14 protein-coding genes and 1 riboswitch are annotated in these 15882 nt (G+C 72.6%); of the genes, 3 read left to right on the top strand and 11 right to left on the bottom strand.

The window, feature by feature from the left end; translation table 11 throughout:
• Positions 1-133: 133 nt before the first annotated feature.
• From AC5P1B_RS06840 to AC5P1B_RS06795, 10 genes are all read right to left on the bottom strand, one after another.
• Positions 134-583: a PH domain-containing protein gene (locus AC5P1B_RS06840; RefSeq protein WP_493885636.1), complete on the bottom strand. Its 450-nt coding sequence runs from the start codon at positions 581-583 to the stop codon at positions 134-136.
• Between the two features lie 142 nt (positions 584-725).
• Positions 726-1574: an ATP phosphoribosyltransferase gene (hisG, locus tag AC5P1B_RS06835; RefSeq protein WP_493885635.1), complete on the bottom strand. Its 849-nt coding sequence runs from the start codon at positions 1572-1574 to the stop codon at positions 726-728.
• A gap of 158 nt (positions 1575-1732) precedes the next feature.
• Positions 1733-2005, bottom strand: coding sequence for a phosphoribosyl-ATP diphosphatase (locus AC5P1B_RS06830; RefSeq protein ID WP_493885634.1), 273 nt, complete (start codon positions 2003-2005; stop codon positions 1733-1735).
• Between the two features lie 35 nt (positions 2006-2040).
• On the bottom strand, positions 2041-2526 hold the full coding sequence (ribH, locus tag AC5P1B_RS06825; RefSeq protein WP_493885633.1) for a 6,7-dimethyl-8-ribityllumazine synthase: 486 nt from the start codon (positions 2524-2526) through the stop codon (positions 2041-2043).
• A gap of 199 nt (positions 2527-2725) precedes the next feature.
• Complete coding sequence (locus AC5P1B_RS06820) at positions 2726-4057, bottom strand: bifunctional 3,4-dihydroxy-2-butanone-4-phosphate synthase/GTP cyclohydrolase II (RefSeq protein ID WP_493885632.1); 1332 nt, start codon at positions 4055-4057, stop codon at positions 2726-2728.
• Positions 4054-4287, bottom strand: a complete 234-nt coding sequence (locus tag AC5P1B_RS06815; protein ID WP_493885631.1) for a hypothetical protein — start codon at positions 4285-4287, stop codon at positions 4054-4056. The genes AC5P1B_RS06820 and AC5P1B_RS06815 overlap by 4 nt, the downstream gene beginning before the upstream one ends.
• Positions 4284-4931 carry a riboflavin synthase gene (locus AC5P1B_RS06810; RefSeq protein WP_493885630.1) on the bottom strand — a complete coding sequence of 216 codons (648 nt, stop codon included), beginning with the start codon at positions 4929-4931 and terminating at the stop codon, positions 4284-4286. The genes AC5P1B_RS06815 and AC5P1B_RS06810 overlap by 4 nt, the downstream gene beginning before the upstream one ends.
• Position 4932: 1 nt before the next feature.
• Positions 4933-6027: a bifunctional diaminohydroxyphosphoribosylaminopyrimidine deaminase/5-amino-6-(5-phosphoribosylamino)uracil reductase RibD gene (gene ribD, locus AC5P1B_RS06805; RefSeq protein ID WP_493885809.1), complete on the bottom strand. Its 1095-nt coding sequence runs from the start codon at positions 6025-6027 to the stop codon at positions 4933-4935.
• Positions 6028-6221: 194 nt separating this feature from the next.
• Positions 6222-6352: riboswitch (FMN riboswitch) on the bottom strand.
• A gap of 356 nt (positions 6353-6708) precedes the next feature.
• Positions 6709-8151, bottom strand: a complete 1443-nt coding sequence (locus AC5P1B_RS06800; protein WP_493885629.1) for a hypothetical protein — start codon at positions 8149-8151, stop codon at positions 6709-6711.
• A gap of 312 nt (positions 8152-8463) precedes the next feature.
• Entirely contained in the window at positions 8464-9687 is a 1224-nt protein-coding gene (locus AC5P1B_RS06795; protein WP_493885628.1) for an ROK family transcriptional regulator, read from the bottom strand.
• 109 nt (positions 9688-9796) lie between these two features.
• Between AC5P1B_RS06795 and AC5P1B_RS06790 the strand changes: the two genes are divergently transcribed.
• The 3 genes from AC5P1B_RS06790 to AC5P1B_RS06780 all read left to right on the top strand — a co-directional run bounded on the left by AC5P1B_RS06790 (position 9797) and on the right by AC5P1B_RS06780 (position 13825).
• Positions 9797-11074: an MFS transporter gene (locus AC5P1B_RS06790; RefSeq protein ID WP_493885627.1), complete on the top strand. Its 1278-nt coding sequence runs from the start codon at positions 9797-9799 to the stop codon at positions 11072-11074.
• Positions 11075-11555: 481 nt separating this feature from the next.
• Entirely contained in the window at positions 11556-12995 is a 1440-nt protein-coding gene (locus AC5P1B_RS06785; protein WP_493885626.1) for a uracil-xanthine permease family protein, read from the top strand.
• A 170-nt stretch (positions 12996-13165) separates the two neighbouring features.
• The gene (locus tag AC5P1B_RS06780; protein ID WP_493885808.1) at positions 13166-13825 is read left to right on the top strand and encodes a DUF5995 family protein; all 660 of its coding nucleotides are present in this window, start codon (positions 13166-13168) and stop codon (positions 13823-13825) included.
• Between the two features lie 219 nt (positions 13826-14044).
• Here AC5P1B_RS06780 and AC5P1B_RS06775 read toward each other — a convergent pair whose 3' ends face one another.
• Positions 14045-15769, bottom strand: a complete 1725-nt coding sequence (locus AC5P1B_RS06775; protein ID WP_493885625.1) for a flavin monoamine oxidase family protein — start codon at positions 15767-15769, stop codon at positions 14045-14047.
• Between the last annotated feature and the right edge of the window lie 113 nt (positions 15770-15882).

The following is a 15882-nucleotide window of genomic DNA, read 5'->3' as shown; positions in this document are numbered from 1 at the left end:
GGGAGTCACTCCTCGAATCGCAGGGGCCCACCCGGCCCGCGCGCTGCGCGCGGGATTCCGCCGGGGGGCGAGGCACAGGGGCGCGCCTTGGGGATACAGGGTAATCAAGGAGCTGTGGCGGACGGCAGAGTGCTCAGTGCGTGTGGTCGCCTGTCCCGTACTTCTCCGCGAGCGCGCGCAGCGTCCGCGCGTCGTGGATGGCCTGCGCCTTGGCGATGCCCGGCTGGATGCCGAGGGCGGGCAGGCTGGTGCCGTCTGCGAGGTCGAGAAAGACCCACGGATCGCCCGAGCGGAGGTTGACCCGTACAATCTCGGGCCACTCAAGCTGCCGCTTGACGGTGAGGTTGACGACCGTGACACCGGTGGTGTCAGCGATGACCTTGGGCCTGCTGAGAACAGCCAGCACGCCGGAGAACACCAGTCCGGTGAAGATGAAGCTGACCCGCTCCCCCGGGCTGAGTGCGGGCAGGATCAGCGCGATGATCAGCAGCGTGGCGAACAGCACGACGCTGACGACCGTCAGCACGACCCGGGTGCGGGTCGGGCGGAAGGTGATCGGCAGGTCGGGCAGGGGCGCGGACACTCGTCAGCCTCTCAGATCACGTCGGTCGGTTGCGGCGGGCCCGTACGGTGCGGGACCCGGCGGGCCGCCGCCGTGACGGCGGCCCAGCGTGGCCCGTCCCCCGGCCGCGGGCACTGCCGCGCCGCGCGGGACGGGCGCGGGGTCACAGGCGGCAGGCGTGGATGCCGGTGGTGAGGATGGCGCGGGCGCCGAGGTCGTACAGCTCGTCCATGATGCGCTGGGCGTCCCGCGAGGGAACCATGGACCGGACGGCGACCCAGCCCTCGTGGTGCAGCGGGGAGACGGTGGGCGACTCAAGGCCGGGGGTGAGCGCCACGGCCCGCTCCACGTGCTCGACGCGGATGTCGTAGTCCATCATCACGTACCTGCGGGCGACGAGGACGCCCTGCATGCGGCGCAGGAACTGCTGCACCTTGGGGTCGTCGGTGCGCTCCCCCGTACGGCGGATGACGACCGCCTCGGACTCCAGGATCGGCTCGCCGATGATCTCCAGTCCGGCGTTGCGCAGCGTGGTGCCGGTCTCCACGACATCGGCGATGACCTCGGCGACGCCGAGCTGGATGGCGGTCTCCACGGCGCCGTCGAGGTGCACGACGGAGGCGTCGACGCCGTTGTCGGCGAGGTGCTTGGTGACGAGGCCGGAGAAGGAGGTCGCCACGGTCATGCCGCCGAACTCGCTGACGTCCTTGGCGGTACCGGGGCGGGTGGCGTAGCGGAAGGTGGACCCGGCGAAGCCGAGCTGCATGATCTCCTCGGCCTGGGAGCCGGAGTCGAGCAGCAGGTCACGGCCGGTGATGCCGATGTCCAGGCGGCCGGAGCCGACGTAGACGGCGATGTCGCGCGGGCGCAGGAAGAAGAACTCGACGCCGTTGGCGGTGTCCACGAGGACGAGTTCGCGCCGGTCCTTGCGCTGCCGGTAGCCCGCTTCATGGAGCATCGCCGACGCAGGCTCGGACAGTGAACCCTTGTTGGGGACGGCGATGCGCAGCATGAGGTCAGGTTCCTTTGTGCGTTGGGATGCGGTGCGTTGGGATGCGATGCGTCGGTGTGCGGTGCGTCGGTGTGGGCGAGAACGTGCGAGGCGAACGGCGCACGAGGCGGGGTCGCCGCCGCGGGCGGTGCCGCTGCCCGCTTACGGGTGTCGGCGGATCAGAGGTGAGCGTATACGTCGTCGAGGGAGATGCCGCGGGCGACCATCATCACCTGAACGTGGTACAGCAGCTGGGAGATCTCCTCGGCGGTGGCGTCGGCGCCCTCGTACTCGGCGGCCATCCACACCTCCGCGGCCTCCTCGACGACCTTTTTGCCGATGGCATGCACGCCCTTGTCCACCAGTTCTGCGGTGCGGGATGTGCTGGGGTCGCCCGAGGCGGCCTTCTGCTGGAGCTCGGTGAAGAGCTCCTCGAATGTCTTGTTGGCCATGGTGGTCCTTAGCCTACGGGGTGGCGCGGGGCTGCTCAGCGCCAGGGCTCGGACACCGACCGCAGGGTCGTGGCGGTCGCGACGGCGGCGGTGACCGCCTCGTGGCCCTTGTCTTCCCGCGAGCCGTCAAGCCCGGCCCTGTCCAGCGCCTGCTGCTCGTCGTCGCAGGTCAGCACGCCAAAGCCGACGGGGACCCCGGTCTCGACGCTGACCTGGGTCAGGCCCAGGGTGACGCCCTGGCAGACGTAGTCGAAGTGCGGCGTGCCGCCCCGGATGACGACGCCGAGTGCCACGATCGCGTCGTAGCCGCGACCGGCGAGGCCCTTGGCGACCACCGGCAGCTCGAAGCTGCCGGGCACCCGCAGCACCGTGGGCTCGTCGATGCCCAGTTCGGTCAGGGCGCGCAGCGCCCCGCCGATGAGGCCGTCCATGATCTGCTCGTGCCACTGCGACGCGATCACGGCGACGCGCAGGTCTCCGCAGTTCTTCACGGACAGTTCCGGGGCGCCCTTGCCGCTCATGCTCTCTCCTTGGTGCGCTGTGCGCGCTGTGCGCGCTGTGCTGATGCGGGATGTCAGGTTGCTGTGCGGGGTGGTGCTCGCGGTGCTCGACGGGCGTGGTTGACGGGGGTGTGTCGAGGGCCGCCAGTTGACGGGCAGGTCCACTGGCCGACGCCGCGGGTCTCCGTTGGCCGGCGCCATCCCGTCACCGGTCCTTCGGTTACTGGCCGCCCAGGGCCGCGCCGTGGTCGGTGTCCAGGTCCAGGTCCAGCCAGGGCAGCTCGTGGCCCATCCGGTCCCGCTTGGTGCGCAGGTACCGCAGGTTGTGCTCGCCCGCCTCGACCGGCATCGGCTCACGGCCTGTGACGCGGATGCCGTGCTCGATGAGGGCGGCCGCCTTCTCGGGGTTGTTGGTCATCAGCCGTACGGAGCGCACGCCGAGGTCGGCGAGCATCTGCGCCCCGGCGGCGTAGTCCCTGGCGTCGGCAGGCAGGCCGAGCTCCAGGTTGGCGTCGAGGGTGTCCCTGCCGCGCTCCTGGAGTTCGTACGCGCGCAGCTTGGACAGCAGCCCGATGCCCCGGCCCTCGTGGCCGCGCAGGTAGAGCACGACGCCACGGCCCTCGGCGGTGATACGCCGCATGGACGCCTGGAGCTGGGTGCCGCAGTCGCAGCGCTGGGAGCCGAAGATGTCGCCGGTCAGGCACTCGGAGTGGACGCGGACGAGGATGTCCTCGCCGTCGCCGAGGTCGCCCTGGGCGAGGGCGATGTGCTCGATGCCGTCGACGGTGGAGCGGTAGCCGTAGGCGCGGAAGTCGCCGTAGGCGGTGGGCAGCCGGGTCTCGGCCTCGCGGCGGACGGTGGGCTCCGCCGAGGCGCGGTAGGCGATGAGGTCCTCGATGGAGATGATCGCCAGGCCGTTCTTGCGGGCGAACGGCACGAGTTCGGGCAGCCGCAGCATCGCGCCGTCCTCCCCCGCGATCTCCACGATGGCGGCGGCCGGGCGGAGCCCCGCGAGCCGGGCGAGGTCCACCCCGGCCTCGGTGTGCCCGTTGCGGGTGAGGACGCCGCCGGAGCGGGCGCGCAGCGGGAAGACGTGACCGGGGCGGACGAAGTCGCCGGGGGCGCTGTGCGGGTTGGCGAGGAGCCGGATGGTCGCGGCCCGGTCGGCGGCGGAGATGCCGGTGCTGACCCCGTGCTCGGGGCCCGCGTCGACCGAGACGGTGAACGCGGTCCGCATCGACTCGGTGTTGTGCTCGACCATCTGGGGCAGGTCGAGGCGGTCGATGTCGGAACCTTCCAACGGGACGCAGATCAGCCCGCGGCACTCGCTCATCATGAAGGCGACGACCTCGGGCGTGGCCTTCTCGGCGGCGATGACGAGGTCGCCCTCGTTCTCCCGGTTCTCGTCGTCCACGACCACGACGGGCCGTCCGGCGGCGATCTCGCCGATGGCACGTTCCACGGGGTCCAGGGCGAGGCCGTCGATGGCGGGGCCGCTGGGGCCCCGGTAGTCGGTGGCGCGGGAGTCGTACCAGCTGAGCGGCGCGGTCATGCGGGCGCTCCTTCCAGGACGGGCGCACCCGGGCGGGAGCGCTGCCACCGTGCGCGGGCGCCCCACAGGGCGGGCGTGAGGTGGCCGGGGGAGACCGGGCCGGAGGAGGCCGGGCCACTGCTGAAGGCGAGGGCGGCGGGACCGGACGCGTCGCCGGTCGTGCCGGACCGGATGACGTGCCGATCGGACAGCGGGAACGCCTGGCTGCCCGGCCGGTCGGCGGGGTTCACCGGATGACCCCCTCGGGTGCCGGTCGCGCGCCGCTGGTGGCGGGGAGCGCGGTGCCGCTCGCGTTGAGGAGCCGTTCGACGTACTTGGCGAGCACGTCGACCTCCAGGTTGACGGGGTCGCCGACCTGCTTGGCGCCGAGCGTGGTGAGGCTCAGCGTGGTGGGGATGAGGCTGACGGTGAAGTGGGTGGCGGCCGCTTCGACGACGGTCAGACTGATTCCGTCCACGGTGACGGACCCTTTCTCCACCACGTAACGGGACAGCTCGGGCGGCAGCGAGACCTTGACGATCTCCCAGTGCTCGCCGGGCACGCGCTCGGCGATGACGCCGGTGCCGTCCACGTGCCCCTGCACGAGGTGGCCGCCGAGGCGGCCGCCGAGCTCCATGGGGCGCTCCAGGTTGACGCGCGAGCCGGGGACGAGCGTGCCGAGACTGGAGCGGTGAAGCGTTTCGGCCATCACATCGGCGGTGAATTCGCCGTCGGTGGTCTCGACAACGGTCAGGCAGACGCCGTTGACGGCGATGGAGTCGCCGTGTTTGGCGCCCTCGGTGACGAGCGGGCCACGCAGCCGGAACCGGGAGGAGTCCCCACGGTTCTCGATGGCGGCGACCGCACCCAGTTCTTCAACGATTCCGGTGAACACGTCAGCTCTCCTGAGGGGTCGAAGGAGCGGCCAGTGGCTGTGGCACGGCCGTAATGCGCAGGTCAGGGCCGATGCGCGCGGTGTCGGTCACGTCGAGCCGCAACGCCTGCCCAAGGGTGGTGATTCCGGCGTCGGCGAGGGCCGCGGGCCCGGCGCCGAGCAGCACGGGAGCGAGGTAGCCGACGACCTTGTCGACGGCGTGGGCCGCGACGAAGGACCCGGCCAGCGTGGGGCCGCCTTCCAGCAGCACCGACCGGATGTCCTGCTCGTACAGGGCGTGGAGCAGCGCCGGGATGTCCAGGCCCCGGCCGCCGGGTCCCGCCGGCAGCCGCAGGACGCGGGCGAGTCCGTCCAGGTGCCAGGTGTCGGCGTCCTCGGCGACGGCGACCAGGGTGGGGGCGGTGCCGTCGAGGACGCGCGCGCCGGGCCGTACGACGACGGCCCGGGTGTCGATGACGACCCGCAGCGGCTGGCTGACGTCTGGGGCCGCGGTACGGGCGGCGAGTTGCGGGTCGTCGAGGCGGGCGGTGCCGGAGCCGACGATGACGGCGTCGGCCTCGGCGCGCAGCCGGTGGACGTCGGCGCGCGCCTCGGGCGAGGTGATCCACCGGCTGCTGCCGTCGGCGGCGGCGATCCGCCCGTCGAGGGTGGCCGCGTACTTCCACAGCACGAACGGGCGCCGGGTCCGGACCGAGGTCAGCCAGGCTTCGTTCCCGGCCGCCGCCGCTTGGGCGAGCAGTCCGCCCTCGGTCGTGATTCCGGCGGCGGCCAGTGTCCGGGCGCCGCCGGTCGCCGCGGGGGTGGGGTCGGCGACGGCGTAGACGACGCGGGCGATTCCGGCGTCGATGAGGACACGGGTGCAGGGGCCGGTGCGGCCGGTGTGGTCGCAGGGCTCAAGGGTGACGACGGCGGTGCCGCCACGGGCCCGCTCACCGGCGGCGCGCAGGGCATGGACCTCGGCGTGCGGACCGCCCGCCCGCTGGTGCCAGCCTTCGCCTACGGGCGTGCCCGAGGAGTCGAGGATGACGCAGCCGACGACGGGGTTGGGGCTGGTGTTTCCAAGGCCGCGGGCGGCGAGCGCGATGGCGTGGCGCATGGCGGCGGCTTCTGCCGCGGCTGCCGATTCGGGGGCCACCGGGTCCTCCTGCCTCTTCGGGCACGGACTCCGGGGCTGTCGAGATGACAGAACAACGGGTGTGTCACACCGGGGGGCGCCGAAACCGGGAAAACCGGGAAAGGGAGCTCACCCGTAAGGATGAACCGCCACAGCGGCGCACCGGTGCTCACCCGCCGCGCACTGCCTCCCATCCGGACTTTAACCGTCGGTCCAGGAGTTTCACCTGGTCAACCGGCCGCTGGCAGCGGACGGGTCGCGGACTATAACCGCCGGTTCGGACTTTCACCGACCCCGGAGTGCGCTGACGTCACTGGTACAGGTTCCAGTCTGCCATGCCTGCCGAGCGGGCATACGGGTGGAACCTGTGGTCTGACTCACAGCCGCGGCTTGTTTTCGCCGGTTTCGGGCTGTCTCCGGCCCGGTCCGCGTCGCCTCCCGGAGGAGATGCGGCGCCTGGGCCCGCCCACCACAAGCTCGCCGACCGGCTGCGTGCGTACGGCACCGGCCAAGCGCCACGTAGCCGGTGGGCCCCACGGCACACGGGGTCCACGGTCCTTTGACCAGGAATCAGGCCGTGGACTCTCCACCCTTGACGGAGGGCGGTGGCGTGGCACGCTCCAGATCATCCTGACGCCGCACGCGCGGCCCGGCGGGCGGCTCTCACCAAGCGAGGTCCTGCCCGGCCTCGGCGACGGCCCGCCGGAAGCGGTCGCGCAGCAACCGGGACTCGGCCGTGTCCCCGGCGCGCAGCACCGCCGAGAAGTCGGTCAGATAGTCGTCGTCGGCCTCCTCGGCCAGCACGCGCAGGACGAAGTCCACGTGCCGGACCCGGCTGCCGAGCTGCTGCCGCTCCAGCTGCTGAGGGAGGATCAGCTTCCGGGGGGTCCGCCCGACGAGCACCCGCAGAACGGTCCGCGCCTCCTCCTCGCAGCCGAGGTCCAGGAGGCCGTTGACCACCTCGACGCACTGCGAGGACAGGCCCTGACCGATCGCGGTGCACAGCTCCCCGACCGCGCTCCGGTTCGGCAGGTGGCCGAGATCCCACACCAGCCGGACCGTCTCCTCCGAGCTCCTGCTCTGGCACCAGCCGTTGAACAGCGGCCCTCTGCGCCCGGCCGACGGCCAGCGCTCGCACAGCCGCAGAACGTCCACGCGGGACCGGCGCCGCCCCGCTTCCCTGAGCCATCGCCTGACCCGGATGCCGTCGTGCGTCACCTCGACCATCTGCGCCACCTGCTGCCACGGGCGCAGCCGTATCGCGTCGGACACCAGCTGTTCGGCGTCGGCTCGCGCCCGCTGGTCGAGCAGCCACTTCCACAGCTCGACGACGTCACCGACGGGCCTGGCCCACGCCGCCTCGGCCAGCTCCCGCGCGGCCTCGTGTGCCTCGCCCGCCTCCCACAGCGCGGTCAGCCGCTCCCGGAACGCCTCCAGCGGCACCACGTTCCCGGTCCCGCCCGCCGCCTCATGCTGTTCGGCGAGCCGCACCTCCAGCGCGTTCAGCCGCGCCTCCAGGTCGGCGCAGCGCGCCTCCGCCGTCTCCTTCGCTCTGCTGGTGCGGTCCAGTTCCTCGCGCAGCCGGGCGAGCTGCCCCAGCAGCTCGTCGCTGCCCAGCCGCTCGGCGGCCCAGTCCGTGCGCAGCCGGCCCAGCTCCCGCCGCGCCTCGTCGGCCTCCGCCTGCTTCTTGTCCAGCAGCAGCGAAAGGCCCTCCTGGTGCTGCCGCAGCCGGTGGACGTCGCGCTTGGCCCGCTCGACCTCGTCACGCAGCAGTTCCAGCCGGTGCTCGCCCGGGTCGCACACCCGCAGCGCCTCCAGCCGCATCGCGCGCAGCCGCTGCCGCACTTCCGGCTGCAGGCCGCTGCCCCGGTGCCGTTCGACCTCGCTGACGAGGCGGTCCACGAAGTCCTGCGGGGCGATACGCCGCCCGCGCAGGAAGCGGGAGACCGCCGACTTGTCGAGCTTCACCCGGTACGCGTACTGGTTCTGGCTGATGCCCAGGTCGTTGAAGAGGGCCGTCAACGCGTTGCCGAGCTCCGCAACCTCGGCCACCTCGCCGCGCTCCACCGCGCCGGAACCCGCAGTCCGCCGCGTCACATCCGTCACCGCGTTGCCCCCTTGGCCTTTGCCAGGAACTGGCAACCCCGTTGCCGCTACCGCACTCAACGCGCGCTCCGCACAGTGGGGTTCCCACCGACCGAAGGGACCTTATCCCCGTGCAACCACTGTCCGCGCCCCCGGTGCGTGCCCTTGTCGTAGCCCTCGCGCTGCTGCCCCTCCTGCTGGTGACGGCGGCCTGCGTCCCCGCGCTGATCGTCCTCCCCTTCTTCCCGCACGGCGCTCGGCGCGCTCGCGTGATCGTGGGGCAACTCGCCGGATGGACGCGGCTCGTGCTGTCCGGCAGCCGCGAGCACGAGGTCAGCGCGCGACGCCGAACAGGTCGTCCTGGGCCGCGTCCATCGCGGTGAGCACCGCGCCGCGCAGCACGGCGCCACCGCCCACGGTGCCCGGGCGGACGTCCAGGCGGACCGGGGACATCCGGGCGACCCGCTCCTGTACGCGCCGGGCCAGCGTCTCGCCACCGGCGAGGCCGCTCTCACCGCCGAGGACCACGCAGCCGGGGTCGAGCACGGCGCTGACGGCGGCGGCCCCGATGGCGACGCCGTCCGCGTACGCGTCGAGGAAGGCGTTCTCAGGTCCGGCCGCCCCGTCCTTCTCCAGCACGGCGACGGCCGTACGCAGCACGGCCGCCACCGCGTGGGCGTCCTCGCCCTCGGCCGCGAGCCCGTGCCGGTGGGCGAGCGCGCGCAGGGCCGCGCCGCCCGCCAGCGAGTGGAAGCCGCCGTCGCAGCCGCCCGCACCCGGCAGGCCGCCGGTGCCGGGCACCGGCAGGAAGCCGATCTCTCCCGCGCCGCCGGAAGCGCCCCGGCGCAGCGCGCCGTCGAGGACGACGGCGGCGCCTGTTCCGCTGCCCAGCCACAGCAGCACGAAGGTGTCCCGGTCGCGGGCCGCACCGAGCCGCTGCTCGGCGACGGCGGCCAGGTTGACCTCGTTCTCCAGCAGCAGGGGCGCGCCGACCCGGTCGCGCAGCGCGGCGACCAGGGCCCCGTGCCAGCCGGGCAGCCAGCCGGTGTGGCCGAGTGTGCCGGTGGCCGGGTCGAGCAGGCCGGGCGCGCCGACACCGACGGTGTGCAGCGGACCGGCCCCCGCGTCGGCGGCCGTACGTTCCAGCAGGGCCACGGCGGCTTCGACGGCGGGCGCGCCGGCGGTCTCGGGGCCGATGGGGAGCGACGCCTCGGCGAGCGCGCGGCCGAGCAGGTCGGCGACGCAGACGGTGACGCTGTCGGTGCGTACGTCGACTCCGGCGAGGTGGGCGCGATCGGCGACGATGCCGTACAACCGCGCGTTGGGCCCTCGCCGCTCGGCTCCGCTCTCGCCGACCACGCTGATCAGGTTCGCCCCCTGGAGTCGTTCGACGAGGTCGGCGACGGTGGGGCGGGAGAGCCCGGTGAGCGATTTGAGCTGGCTCGCCGTCAGCGGCCCCTCGCGCTGGAGGAATCCGAGGGCGAGCCGGTCGTTGATGGCGCGGGCGGTGCTGGGGGAAGCGGTGCGGCCGGTGGAGTGCACGCGCGTCGGGGTCATGCGGGAATCCTTGCATGGGCCTGGAGGAAAACATTATTCATTAGGGAGCCTTCCTGATAGTTTACGCGACGAACTGACGCGGACACCCGCGGCGGAGAGGCTGGAGTGCATGAACGCGATCGAGAGGCCGGATGGGGCCGGGCCCGGAAGCGGGCCGGGGGACGCGGCACGGCGGGTGCGCCGGGCGCGCGTCGCCGTCGCCCTGGTCTTCGCCGTGCACGGATCAGTCACCGGAAGCTTCGCGACCCGCATCCCCTGGGTGCAGGACCATGTGGACGTCAGCGCGGGCCAGCTCGGCCTCGCACTCGCCTTCCCCGCCCTCGGCGCCTCGATAGCCATGCCGCTCGCGGGGCGGATCAGCCACCGCTTCGGCGCGCGCGCCGCGCTGCGCGGATTACTCGCGCTGTGGACCCTCGCGCTCACGCTGCCCGCGCTCGCCCCGAATCTGCTCGGACTGTGCGGCGCGCTGTTCGTCTTCGGCGCGACGGCGGGCATGTCGGACGTCGCGATGAACGCCCTGGGCGTGGAGGTCGAACAGCGCCTCGACCGGTCGATCATGTCCGGGCTGCACGGCATGTGGAGCGTGGGCGCCCTCATCGGCTCGGCCGTGGGCACGGTCGCCGCACACGCCGAGGTGGACGCCAGGCCGCACCTGGCGGCCACCGCTGTGCTGCTCACCGCGCTGGGCGCGGTGGCCTGTCAGGGCGTACTGGACCTGCGCAGCACACCGGAGGAGCACCCGCCGCCGCGCTTCGCGCTGCCACCCCGGTCCGCGCTCATCATCGGCGCGATCGGGTTCTGCGCGGTCTTCGCCGAGGGCGCGAGCCTGGACTGGTCGGCGGTGTATCTGCGCGATGAGCTCGACACGTCCCCCGGCCTCGCCGCCGCCTCCACCACCGCGTTCGCCTGCACGATGGCGGTGGCGCGGCTGTCCGGGGACGCGGTGGTCACCCGGTTCGGCCCCGTACGCACGGTGCGGGCCGGAGGGGTGTGCGCGACCCTCGGCGGAGTGCTGGTGGTCACCGCCGCGCACCCGGTGATGGCGATGGGCGGCTTCGCGCTGCTCGGCCTCGGCATAGCGGTCGTGGTGCCGCTGGCCTTCGCCGCCGCCGCGCGCAGCGGCCCGGCACCGAGCCAGGCCATCGCGGGGGTGGCGACGATCACCTACACGTCGGGGCTCATCGCCCCCTCAGCGATGGGCTCGGTCGCCGACATCACCTCGCTGACGGTGTCGTTCGGGCTGGTGACACTGCTGGCGCTGGGACTGGTCGCGGGCGCGGGCGTGCTGCGCCCGGCCGGTCAGGACCAGACCGCCGCCCCCTCGGCGCAGGGCGCCCCGGGAACACGGCCCCCGAGCGAGGGCGCGCGCCGGCCGGACCACGGCTGAGCGGGCCGGGCACCGCCGTCCCGGCCCCGCCCTCGGCCCCCACCGGCCATGCCGGCCGGGGCGGCAGGCCGGATGCCCGGCCGGCCGGCGCCGCACACCGCTGACCACCGCCGCTCGCCGCCGTCCCGGCCGACTCCGCCGCTCCCGTCCGGCTGGGGCGGCGGCGCGTACGAAATCTGCGGCGGCACGCACGGAGCCCGCGGCGGCACGCACCGCGCCCGCGGCCGCGCGTACCGAGTCTTCGGCGAGCCGCCCGGAGTCGGCGGCGGCGTGTAGGGAGTCTGCCGCTGGCCGTAGGGAGTCTGCCGCTGGGCGTACGAGCCCGTGGCGGCGCCACGGTCACGTCAGGGCCGATGGGCGGGTGATACTACTCAGCGTCATGCTTGCGGCCGGGCATCCCGGCGCCAACTCGGGATAAAGCACGCTTTTGCCGCATTAGCCTGACACAGATCATCACTGTGCGAAGAAGTGGAGCACTCCTATGGGCCTCGGCGTGCGCTGGACCCTCCACGGCGACGGGCGCACTCCCGCCCCTGGAGCCGTGGTCAGACCCGATGAGCGGCTGTCATGGCCCAGAACGGCCGGCCTCGGCGCACAGCATGTGGTGGCGATGTTCGGGGCGAGTTTCGTCGCTCCGGTGCTGATGGGGCTCGACCCCAACCTCGCGATCATGATGTCGGGCGTCGCGACCATCCTGTTCCTGCTCGCCACCCGGGGCCGCGTGCCCAGCTATCTCGGGTGCAGCCTCTCCTTCGTCGGTGTCGCCGCGGTGATCCGTGCCCAGGGCGGCGGGAGCGCGGCCATCACCGGCGCGATCTTTGTGGTCGGCGGCGCGCTGTTCCTCAGCGGCCTGGCGGTACGGAAGTTCGGCGCGCGCATCATCCACGCGGTGATGCCGCCGGTCGTCACGGGCGCCGTCGTCATGCTGATCGGGTTCAACCTGGCGCCCGTGACGGCCAGCACCTACTGGCCGACCGACCAGTGGACCGCGCTGCTCACCATGTTCTTCACCGGTCTGGCCGTGGTCTGCCTGCGCGGCTTCTGGTCCCGGATCGCGATCTTCCTGGGCCTGGTCTTCGGCTACGTCCTGTCCTGGCTCCTCGACCGCGCCTTCGGCAAGATCCACTCGGTGAACGGCGGCCCCGAGGCCGTGGACCACTGGCGGCTCGACCTATCCGCCGTCTCCGACGCCCAGTGGGTCGGGCTGCCCTCCTTCCACGCACCGAGCTTCGAGTGGTCCGCGATCCTCGTCGCCCTGCCGGTGATCATCGCGCTGATCGCTGAGAACGCCGGGCATGTCAAGGCCGTGGGCGAGATGACGGGCGATCCGCTGGATGACCAGCTCGGCCCGGCGATCGCCGCCGACGGCGTGGCCACCATGCTCTCCACCGCGGTCGGCGGCCCGGCCAACACCACGTACTCCGAGAACATCGGCGTCATGGCCGCCTCCCGCGTGTACTCCACCGCCGCCTACTGGGCCGCCGCCGGATTCGCCCTCCTCTTCGGGCTCTGCCCGAAGTTCGGCGCCGTGGTCGCCGCCATCCCCGGCGGGGTGCTCGGCGGCATCACCGTGATCCTTTACGGCATGATCGGCCTGCTCGGCGCGCAGATCTGGGTGCACAACAAGGTGGACCTCCGTAACCCCCTGCACCTGGTGCCGGTCGCGGCGGGCGTCATCATCGGCGTCGGCGGCGTGAGCCTGAAGATCAGCGACAACTTCGAGCTCAGCGGCATCGCGCTGGGCACCCTCGTCGTGATCAGCGGCTACCACGTGCTCCGCGCACTGGCGCCCGCCCACCTCAAGGGCCCGCACCCCGCCCCCGCCATCGGCGACCGGGCCCCGCTGCTGGACGAGGGGACGAGCACGTACGACGACAACGGCACGCCGCGGACGGACGACACCGCGAAGGGCGCCAGCTGAGGCCGCGCGCGCATGTCCCATGTCCTCCCGCTGATACGGCGGTTACTCCGTTGTGGGGAAGCGGCGGCTCCCGGCCACCGCGCCCGCGGACCGGCTGGGACGCTGACGGCATGACGTTGGCCAAGCAGCGAGTCGTCCCCCGCAGCGCCAGCCGCGCGGCCGTGCCCACCATGCCCGAGGTGCTGAAACGGATGAGCGCGCTGGAGCGCGCGCTGCCGGAGCGCGACGGCCTGGCGGTCTTCAACAGCGTGTACCTGTCCGTCACGCAGGAGGTCGAAGACCGGCTCTCCGCCGGGCACTTCACCAGCGAGCAGACGGCGGAAGGGCTCGCGGCGCGCTTCGCCGCGCGCTATCTCAGCGCCGTGGACGCGGTGGCCGCGAGCCGGCGGCCGCCCGCCTGCTGGCGCCCGCTGTTCCAGGCGCGGCGGCACCCGGCGGTGCGCCCCGTGCAGTTCGCCCTGGCCGGGATCAACGCGCACATCGGCAACGACCTGGCCCTCGCCCTCGTCGACACCTGCCACGCGTACGGCATGGAACCGGACGCGCTGGAAGCCGACTTCGACCGGGTGGGCGATCTGCTGTCCGGCATGGAGGAGCGCGTCCGCGAGGACCTGATGCCGGGCCCCGATCTGCTCGACGTGGCGGACCCGCTCACCCACCTGGTCGGCTCGTGGAGCCTGGACCGGGCGCGCGACGCGGCCTGGGCGTCGTTCCGCGCGCTGTGGGGTCTTCGCCGACTCCCTGATCTGGCGGAGGAGTTCGCCGAGGGGATCGACGCGAGCGTGGGGCTCGTCGGCCGCTGCCTGCTGACTCCGCTGCGTACCGGCTGAGGCGGGCGGCAGGTGAGCCGGGACCGCCCGCACCTGGCACGCGCCCAGCCGCGACCGGCCGTACCGGGGAGGCGGGTTACCGGACACTGACGGGGAGGCCGCCGAACGTTCGGCAGCCTCCCCGTCAGCCTGTGGCTCCTGTCGTTCCCGACAGTCCCGACAGCGGTCCCGGCAGTCCTGTCGGTCCCGTTGTCGGTCCCGTCAGTCCCGTCAGTCCCGTCAGTCCTCCGGGAGTTCCACGGGCGCGATCTCGTCGTAGACGTCACCGGGGCCCGGGTTGGTCGCGTCGGTGGCGCCGCCGAAGTGCCGCATGACGCCCCACACGGCGTTCAGCGCCGTCTGCACCGCGCCCTCGGCCCAGCCCGCCGTCCAGGAGATGTCGTCGCCCGCGAGGAAGATGCCGCGCTTGTCCTCGGGCAGCCGGTCCTGCATGAAGTGGGTGAACAGGCGCCGCTGGTAGCGGTAGTGGCCGGGGAGGTTGGCCTTGAAGGCGCCCATGAAGTAGGGCTCGTTCTCCCAGGAGACGGTCACCGGGTTGCTGATGATGTGCTTCCGGATGTCGACCTTCGGGTAGATCTCGCGGAGCGACTTGAGCATGACCTCCATCCGCTCGTTCGCGGACAGGGGCAGCCACTTGAGGCTGTCGTCGCACCACGTGTACGAGAGGCAGATGACGGCGGGCTGGTCGGGCCCGTTGTCCAGCAGGTAGGTGCCGCGCGTCATCCGGTCGGTGAGCGTCATGCTCATCGCGTCCCGGCCGGTCTCCTCATCGGTGTCCAGCCAGAACGGCCGGTCCACGGGCACGAAGAGCTTGCTCGACTCCATGTAGTGCGTGCGCTCCATCGCCGTCCAGTGGTCGATGGGGAACAGTGAGTCGTCGCACTCGATCTTGGAGAGCAGCATCCAGCTCTGCGCGGTGAAGACGGCCGCCCGGTAGGTGCGGATGTCGCCCGAGGCATCGGTGACGGTCACCCGGTTGCCCGCCGTACGGTGCAGCCGGGTCACGGCCGGGCGCGGGTCGCCGTCGTGCAGCGAGCGCAGCGAGGTGCCCTGGGCCCAGTGCACGATCTTGCCGGGTTCCCGCTCCCACAGCCGCTCGGGCAGCTGCTGGCTGCCGCCGACGATGCCGCGGTGGTCGTCGTCCGCGCCGGTGTAGACGACGCGCAGGATCTCCAGGATGGAGTTGGGGAAGTCGGTGTCCCAGCCGCCGGTGCCGAAGCCGACCTGGCCGAAGATCTCCCGGTGCCGGAACGACTTGAAGGCCGGGGAGTCGCAGAGGAAACCGTAGAAGGTCTGGTTGTCCAGCTTCTCGACGAGCTGTGACCAGATCGCGCGGATGGTGGGGATGTCGCGTTCCCGGATGGCGCGCTGCATGTCGGAGAAGTCGGCGCCCTCCTCCAGGCAGCTGTTCCACGCCTCCATCACCTGGTGGTAGACCTCCGGCAGGTCGTCCAGGGTGCGGGCGTAGTGGGACTCGCCCTTGAGGTCAACCACGGTGGAGGGGGTGCCGGGGGCGAGCGGGTTCGGGAAGGGCCGGGTCTTGAGGTCCACCAGGTCGATGTAGTGCTGGAGCGCCGTGGAGCACGGCGGGAAGCGCATCGCGCCCATTTCGGCGGTCAGTTCCTCGGCCCCGGGCATGCCGTCGGTGGTGCAGCCCTCGAAGCGTGCGGTGCGCAGCCGTCCACCGATCTGGTCGGCCTCGTAGACGACGGGCTTGAGCCCCATCTTCATCAGCTCGTACGCGGCCACGATGCCGGAGAGGCCGCCGCCGATGACGGCGACCTCGGCGCCGTGCTCGGTGGCCGGTATCTGACCGAGCCCGGCGGGGTGCGCGAGGTAGTCGTCGTACGCGTAGGGGAAGTCCGGCCCGAACATGGTGACCGGCGGCTCGGCGGGCTGCGGGGACTGCTCGTCGTGGACAGCGGTGGGCACCGTGGACGTCATGGGGTGCGGGCTCCTTGCGGTGGGGCGGGCGGGGCTGAGCTGGGTGGGGCGGGGCGGGTCCGGGCGCTGACGCGCGGCCAGGCGCACTGCCGGGCGGGGCGGGGCGGGCTGTG

The sequence above is a fragment of the Streptomyces sp. A01 genome (genome assembly GCF_059026195.1).
Note: the sequence above shows the minus strand (reverse complement) of the source record. Positions and strands in the feature narration are given on the sequence as shown.

Coding starts and splice junctions, on each gene's coding strand:
- hisG (WP_493885635.1), bottom strand. CDS start 1,574: ATGCTGCGCATCGCCGTCCCCAACAAGGGTTCACTGTCCGAGCCTGCG.
- AC5P1B_RS06830 (WP_493885634.1), bottom strand. CDS start 2,005: ATGGCCAACAAGACATTCGAGGAGCTCTTCACCGAGCTCCAGCAGAAG.
- ribH (WP_493885633.1), bottom strand. CDS start 2,526: ATGAGCGGCAAGGGCGCCCCGGAACTGTCCGTGAAGAACTGCGGAGAC.
- AC5P1B_RS06820 (WP_493885632.1), bottom strand. CDS start 4,057: ATGACCGCGCCGCTCAGCTGGTACGACTCCCGCGCCACCGACTACCGG.
- ribD (WP_493885809.1), bottom strand. CDS start 6,027: ATGCGCCACGCCATCGCGCTCGCCGCCCGCGGCCTTGGAAACACCAGC.
- AC5P1B_RS06795 (WP_493885628.1), bottom strand. CDS start 9,687: ATGACCCCGACGCGCGTGCACTCCACCGGCCGCACCGCTTCCCCCAGC.
- AC5P1B_RS06790 (WP_493885627.1), top strand. CDS start 9,797: ATGAACGCGATCGAGAGGCCGGATGGGGCCGGGCCCGGAAGCGGGCCG.
- AC5P1B_RS06785 (WP_493885626.1), top strand. CDS start 11,556: ATGGGCCTCGGCGTGCGCTGGACCCTCCACGGCGACGGGCGCACTCCC.
- AC5P1B_RS06780 (WP_493885808.1), top strand. CDS start 13,166: ATGCCCGAGGTGCTGAAACGGATGAGCGCGCTGGAGCGCGCGCTGCCG.
- AC5P1B_RS06775 (WP_493885625.1), bottom strand. CDS start 15,769: ATGACGTCCACGGTGCCCACCGCTGTCCACGACGAGCAGTCCCCGCAG.